General features: G+C 46.9%; 6 protein-coding genes. 5 read left to right on the top strand and 1 reads right to left on the bottom strand.

The features are described from left to right. Positions 1–137 precede the first annotated feature (137 nt). From prfB to V7Q33_RS07880, 3 genes are all read left to right on the top strand, one after another. Positions 138–1,236, top strand: a protein-coding gene (gene prfB, locus V7Q33_RS07890) for a peptide chain release factor 2 (protein ID WP_333819492.1) whose coding sequence is annotated in 2 segments (ribosomal slippage) — positions 138–197 and positions 199–1,236 — 1,098 coding nt in all. Because the reading frame shifts where the segments join, the coding sequence is not laid out codon by codon here. 49 nt (positions 1,237–1,285) lie between these two features. Continuing rightward, the gene (locus V7Q33_RS07885; RefSeq protein ID WP_333819491.1) at positions 1,286–2,455 is read left to right on the top strand and encodes an MFS transporter; all 1,170 of its coding nucleotides are present in this window, start codon (positions 1,286–1,288) and stop codon (positions 2,453–2,455) included. Between the two features lie 172 nt (positions 2,456–2,627). After that, complete coding sequence (locus V7Q33_RS07880; protein ID WP_333819490.1) at positions 2,628–3,662, top strand: formylglycine-generating enzyme family protein; 1,035 nt, start codon at positions 2,628–2,630, stop codon at positions 3,660–3,662. Between the two features lie 119 nt (positions 3,663–3,781). On the opposite strand, the gene V7Q33_RS07875 is transcribed toward V7Q33_RS07880, so the two are convergent. Further along, complete coding sequence (locus V7Q33_RS07875; RefSeq protein ID WP_333819489.1) at positions 3,782–4,132, bottom strand: DUF2200 domain-containing protein; 351 nt, start codon at positions 4,130–4,132, stop codon at positions 3,782–3,784. 201 nt (positions 4,133–4,333) lie between these two features. Here V7Q33_RS07875 and map point away from each other — a divergent pair, with 201 nt between their 5' ends. After that, complete coding sequence (map, locus tag V7Q33_RS07870) at positions 4,334–5,098, top strand: type I methionyl aminopeptidase (protein ID WP_331975903.1); 765 nt, start codon at positions 4,334–4,336, stop codon at positions 5,096–5,098. 230 nt (positions 5,099–5,328) lie between these two features. Further along, a partial coding sequence (locus V7Q33_RS07865) for an HYR domain-containing protein (protein WP_333819487.1) occupies positions 5,329–6,916 on the top strand: 1,588 nt, incomplete at its 3' end.

Raw genomic sequence — 6,916 nt, 5'->3', positions numbered from 1 at the left:
CACAGATCAATGTTGAGAAGGTGGCGCCTGCACGCATCCATAATTTTTGAATTAAGCAGCGACACACCACCCATCAAACTGCCAGTGATGTTTTTCCCATATTTCTATATTTGCAACTTAATTAAACAAAAATCTACATGACAACTGACCAGTTGAAAGATTTGAAGGCTCGTGTTAGCGCCTTGAGGAGGTATCTTTGACTACGACCGTAAGAGTCTTGAAGTAAGAGATGAAGAACTCATCACCCAGCAGGCTGATTTCTGGAACAACCCCAAACAAGCCGAGGCCATTCTTAAAAATATCCGCGCCAAGAAAATCTGGACCGATGCTTTTGAGCATGTCTCCAAGTTAATGGACGATCTGGATGTGCTCAACGAATTTCATGAAGCCGGCGATGTTGGCGAAGACGAACTTGAACTGGAGTATCAAAAAACTTCCAAAGCCATTGAAGAGCTTGAGTTCAAGAAAATGCTCAGCAAAGAAGAAGATCAACTCAGTGCTGTAATCGAGATCAACCCCGGTGCGGGTGGAACCGAAAGCCAGGATTGGGCCGATATGCTTAACCGCATGTATATCATGTGGGGCGAGAAGAACGACTATGGTGTATCGCAAATTGATTATCAGAGCGGAGATGTAGCCGGTATAAAATCGGCAACCCTCGAAATCGATGGCCCATTTGCGTACGGCAAATTGAAATCAGAAATTGGTGTACATCGCCTGGTGCGCATCTCTCCGTTTGATTCCAACCAGCGCAGGCATACATCGTTCGCTTCGGTATTTGTATATCCAAAAGTTGACGACTCGATTCAAATCGACATTAACCCTGCCGATATCGAGATACAAACTTCGCGTTCCGGTGGTGCCGGTGGACAGAACGTAAACAAGGTTGAAACGAAAGTTCAGCTCACGCACAAACCAACCGGTATCGTGATTGTTTGCCAGGTGGAGCGTTCACAACATGCTAACCGCGAGCGAGCTATGCAAATGCTGAAATCCAAATTATACCAGATGGAGATGGAGAAGCGCCATGCCGAGCGCGACAAGATCGAAGCCGGCAAAATGAAAATAGATTTCGGTTCGCAGATTCGTAACTATGTATTGCATCCTTACAAACTTGTGAAAGATGCGCGTACAGGTGTGGAACGCCACGATGCGCAAACTGTACTGGATGGTGACCTTGACGATTTTATAAAAGCATTTTTGCTGGGCGCGCAGGAACAGCCTCAACAAGCCTGATATTAACCAAGTGTCTGCACCCCGTGCAGACACTTTTTTTCTCTACACCTTGATCAACACTAAAATCTACACTCCCCAGTTCTGGTTACTCTGTGTCAGCTCGCTTTTGTTCTTCGCGAGCTTCAATATGATTATACCCGAGTTGCCTGAATACCTCACGAGCCTGGGTGGAGCTCAATATAAAGGACTCATCATTTCACTGTTTACACTTACGGCCATGTTATCGCGGCCTTTCAGCGGCAAGCTTGCCGATAAAGTGGGGCGTGTGCCGGTAATGATGTTCGGTTCAACGGTGTGCTTTATTTGCAGCCTGATATACCCGGTGCTATCCGCTGTATCCGGATTTCTCTTATTACGACTGGTGCATGGTTTTTCTACCGGGTTTACACCTACTGGGCAAACGGCTTATCTCTCTGACATCATTCCTCCACAGCGCAGAGGAGAAGCTATGGGATTACTCGGCACGGCAGGAAGTTTGGGCATGGCCAGCGGCCCGGCCATTGGAGGAAACATCGCGAACAGCTTTGGACTTCATACCATGTTCTACTGTTCTTCAGCATTTGCTTTGATATCGATAGTAATACTGGTAGGTATAAAAGAAACGCTGCACAACAGGCATCGCTTTCATGTATCGATACTCAAAGTAAAACGTCACGATCTGTTCGAGCCGCGTGTACTGGCACCTTGCCTGGTAATGGTGTTGAGTGCGTATGCCTATGGTGCCATGTTTACCCTGATCCCCGATCTGGGTGCATCGGTAGGTATTAAAAACAAAGGAGTGCTTTTTACGTGCCTTACCGTTGCTTCCCTCCTCGTTCGGTTGGTGGGCGGAAAAGCTTCTGATCGCTGGGGACGAAAGCCGGTGCTGCGGGTATCGACCAGCATGATTGCCATCGCGATGTTTACGATTGCCATGGCCGACTCTGTTGTATTGGTGATCTGTGGTACCTTGATATACGGTTTTGCCCAGGGGGCCACCTCTCCTACTTTGCTGGCCTGGGCTACTGACCTGAGCGATGAACATCATAAAGGCCGTGGGGTTGCTTCACTCTATATCTGCATGGAGTTTGGTATTGGCATAGGTGCTGTTGTTTCGGGAACGGTCTACGGAGACAGTCCGGCCAATACATTCCTGACCTTTATGCTCTGTGGTCTGTTCGCTGCATTGGCGTTTTTATACCTCACGCTTTATCGGCCCACGGTGAAAGCAACATCCTGAAAATATACCAGCAGTAATTACAGAATTGGGGAACGGGAACCGCCAAAAGAATCTGTAGAAGCATACAGCCAGGGCGATTAAAAAAGCCACGGGCAAATAAGGAGTAGGCCATATTTAAAATTTCCGAGTATATTTCGGACGATTCCACCCATCATTCTTAAAATCAATTTGCATGAAATCTGCCTGCAGCGTTTTCATTATGCTGGTATTATCGTTCGGGTGCGCTGAAAAATCAAAGAACTCCGATGCATCTTCTTCACAGGAAAAACCGGCCGGCATGGTGTGGATTCCCGGTGGCGATTTTACCATGGGCACTGACGAGCGCGATGCTTACGAGCACGAGCGCCCTGCACACGGTGTTCGGGTAAAAGGCTTCTGGATGGACGAAACCGAAGTGACGAATGAGCAATTCAAGAAGTTTACAGACGCTACAAACTATATCACCGTAGCCGAACGAAAGCCTACCTGGGAAGAGCTGAGCAGGCAATTGCCTCCGGGCACACCAAAACCTCCCGATAGTTTGCTGGTGCCAGGATCATTGGTGTTCCATGCACCTGAACAACCGGTAATGCTCAACGACTATACACAATGGTGGGAATGGAAGAAAGGTGTAAACTGGCAACATCCGGAAGGCCCCGATAGCAACCTCGATGGCAAATGGAATCACCCCGTAGTACATATAGCGTATGAAGATGCACTTGCCTATGCAACGTGGGCCGGCAAACGATTACCTACGGAAGCTGAATGGGAATTCGCCTCGCGCGGAGGCCAGGAGCAGCAACGGTATAGCTGGGGCAGTGAAGTAAGCCCCCAAGGAAAATTTATGGCCAACACATTTCAGGGAAGTTTCCCCACCCGCAACCTGGCAGAAGATGGATTTGCGTCATCATCGCCGGTAAAAACATTTCCGGCCAATAACTATGGATTATACGATATGATTGGCAATGTATGGGAATGGACCAGCGACTGGTATGATGCTACCTATTTTCAATCGCTCGCCAGGATGGCGATAACCGAAGATCCGAAAGGCCCCGCCAAGTCGTACGACCCGAATGAACCCTATGCACAAAAGCGCGTAACAAAAGGAGGATCATTTTTATGTGCCAGTAACTATTGTGTAAACTATCGCCCCAGCGCCCGGCAGGGAACTTCCGTTGATAGTGGCCAATCGCACATTGGTTTTCGTTGTGTGAAGGATGCGCATTAATGAAAGTTAGAAGTATACATTTAAGGTAGCTGCAGCAGCACCATGTACAGACATAATAGTGTTGCGGCTGTGCACCTATAGCTATTTTCTTCACACAAAATTCAGCGATAGCATATTGCTTACTTCCTCAGAATCTTGTCCATCGTTTTTCCCTTGGCCAGCTCATCAATGAGTTTATCCAGGTAACGGACTTTTTGCATCAGCTTATCTTCAATCTCTTCCACACGATAACCGCAAATTACGCCTGTGATTTTTGAAACATTCGGATTGAGTTGAGGCGCCTGTGCAAAGAAGTTTTCAAAGTCAGTTTTCTGGTCTATATGCTGTTGCAGTGTTTTTGCATTGTATCCTGTAAGCCAGCATATAATTTCATCAACCTCTGCTTTTGTTCGTCCTTTTTTCTCCGCTTTCCGGATGTAATGCGGATATACACTGGCAAACGACATTTTATATACTCTTGAATTATCCATGAGCGTGCTGTTAACATTTCCCGAATTTCTGAAAATATTATGAATACACGTTTTTTAAATTACTCCATTCTCCAAGCGATGCTGCGGATCGAAATTGTTAATTTCAATGACTATAACAATAACTTCATCCGCATGTTATCGGTTATTGTGTATACTTGAAGGTTAGCTGTTAAGAGCCCAAACCAACAGACAACAACGAATATGTCAATAACAAAAGAAGCTGAGCTGATCGCGATGAAAGCAGCAAGCGAAGCAGTTGCCTGCACATTAAAAGAGATGAGAGACTATGCCCGGCCTGGTATAACAACCAGGCAACTGGACCACTATGGGGCAAAAATCCTCCGGGACTTCGGGGCGAAATCTGCACCATACCTCACCTACGGTTTTCCGGGATGGACTTGTATAAGTGTGAACCATGAATTTTGTCATGGCATTCCGTCCGATAATAAAGTACTGCAAGAAGGCGATTTGATTAATATAGATGTCTCAGCCGAGCTTGATGGTTTTTGGTCTGACAACGGAAGTTCATTTGTGATTGGCGAAGACATTCATCAACATCAAAAACTTATAGACGCTTCAAAACAGATTTTACATAAAGCAATCTATAGTATAAAAGGTGGTGTTCGCATTTCAGACTTAGGATATCTCATTGAAACCGAAGCCAGGAAACGTGGCTATAAAGTAATCAAGAATTTAACCGGACACGGAATAGGCAGAAGCCTCCACGAAGCTCCCGGCGAAATTGCAAATTACAGCGACCGATCTAACCTGACCAGGTTCAGAAAGAACAGTGTGGTTGCCATTGAAACATTTATTTCAACAACATCAACGTATGCCAAAACTCTCAATGATGGCTGGACTATGGTTGGCGATAAAGGAGGCTTTATGGCACAACACGAACATACTATTGTAGTTACTGAGGCAGCCCCCATTATACTGACAGAAATGAATGGTGTTTGGGATTAACATGAAAGCCCGGACGCAAACACCAGCCTTATCTCATTATGTATGTAATAAGAACTTTAAAAAAATAAATCTGTAATACCCTTGAAAATCACTAGTTTAACGATAATTTTTTTAACAATCACCACTTAGTTTTCGCTTCAGGCCCTTTTTGCAAAGATGACTGTTTGTGGATGGAATGATCGTACTCAAAGGTGCCTTTCGTGGCTTTTGGCGGATTTACAAGCTGAAATATGTTATCGGTTGATTTTGTAAGAAGGCAAAAGGCACTCTTCCTGGGGTTGCTGGCTATGCTGGGTATACTCAGCACGCAGCAAGTCTTTGCACAGAGTTGCAGTTGCCCGCCTATTACGACCTGTGGTTGTAACGTAGGACTTACAAAAATCACCGTGCGGTTTACGGGCCTGATTGGTCTCACAGTAGATGTGCGCGATGATGGCGGAAGCATCTACAGTGGCTTGCTGTTATTGCCCGGCAGTACATTTGACGTACAAAGCTCTGCCGGTGCAGGCCAGCCCTTTGTGGGCAACCATGTAACCATCCGCACAACGCTGTTGGTACTGGCCGACATCAGCACATCCTGTTCCAATCCTGTAAAGATTGGTACCACGTTTGGCAATTTCGTAGTGACCGCGGGCGAAAGTGTTGGCGGCACACCCATTTGCTGCCTGAACATGGAGAGTTCGCCTCCGAATTTTACCAGTTGCCCTGCTAACATCGATGTATCTGCCGATGCCACAGCCTGTGGCAAAAGTATAAGTTGGACTGCGCCTACTGTTACTGATAACTGTGGTGTAGCCTCTGTAATACCCGATCATAATCCTGGCGACTTCTTCCCGGTAGGCACCACAGTAGTTACCTATACGGCAACCGATAACTATGGCAACACCGCCAACTGTAGCTTTAACGTGAAAGTACGCGATGATACTCCTCCTGTATTAGTCGGGTGTCCTGCTGATTTTTCAGTACCCGTTGATCCTACAACATGTAATGCTGTGGCAAACTGGACTCCGCCAACAGCAACCGACAGTTGTGATCCATCGCCCCAGATCAATGCCAATATTAATCCCGGCACTACACTATCGCTGGGCCCGCATACGGTAACGTATACTGCCAAAGACATGGAGGGCAATCAAAGCACGTGTTCATTTATAGTAACCGTGACAGATGCTACCAAGCCTGTATTTACAAACTGCCCGGCAAACATCAACGTAACTACTAACCCGGCTACCTGCACGGCAACGGCAAGCTGGACACCACCAACCGCAAGTGATAACTGCGGCGGGTCTCTTACCGTGACCAGTACAGCCAACCCAGGTGCAACGTTTGGGTTAGGTATAAATACTGTGACCTACGAAGCTACGGATGCAGCCGGTAACAAAGAGACCTGTTCATTCACGGTAACTGTAACGGATGGCACAAAACCTGTAATCGCCAATTGTCCTGCCAACATCAGCGTAACCACCAACCCGGCCACTTGTAACGCGGTGGTGAACTGGACAGCACCGACTGTTACCGATAACTGTGATGCTTCACCAACAGTAACAAGCACTGCAAGCCCCGGTGCAACGTTTGGGCTGGGCACAACAACCGTTACGTATGAAGCGACCGATGCAGCCGGCAATAAGGAAACCTGTTCGTTCACTGTAACGGTAACCGATGGGGTTAAACCTGTATTCAACAATTGCCCGACAAACATCAGCGTGACCACTAACCCGACTACTTGTAATGCCGTGGTGAATTGGACTGTACCAACCGTAACGGATAACTGCGATGCGTCACCGGTAGTAACGAGCACTGCAAACCCCGGTGCAACGTTTG

Origin of the sequence: Ohtaekwangia sp., from assembly GCF_036786105.1 — a bacterium.
In the GTDB taxonomy this organism is placed as follows: domain Bacteria; phylum Bacteroidota; class Bacteroidia; order Cytophagales; family Cyclobacteriaceae; genus Ohtaekwangia.
The sequence above is the reverse complement of the archived record's forward strand: the minus strand, read 5'-3'. Positions and strand labels throughout refer to the sequence as shown.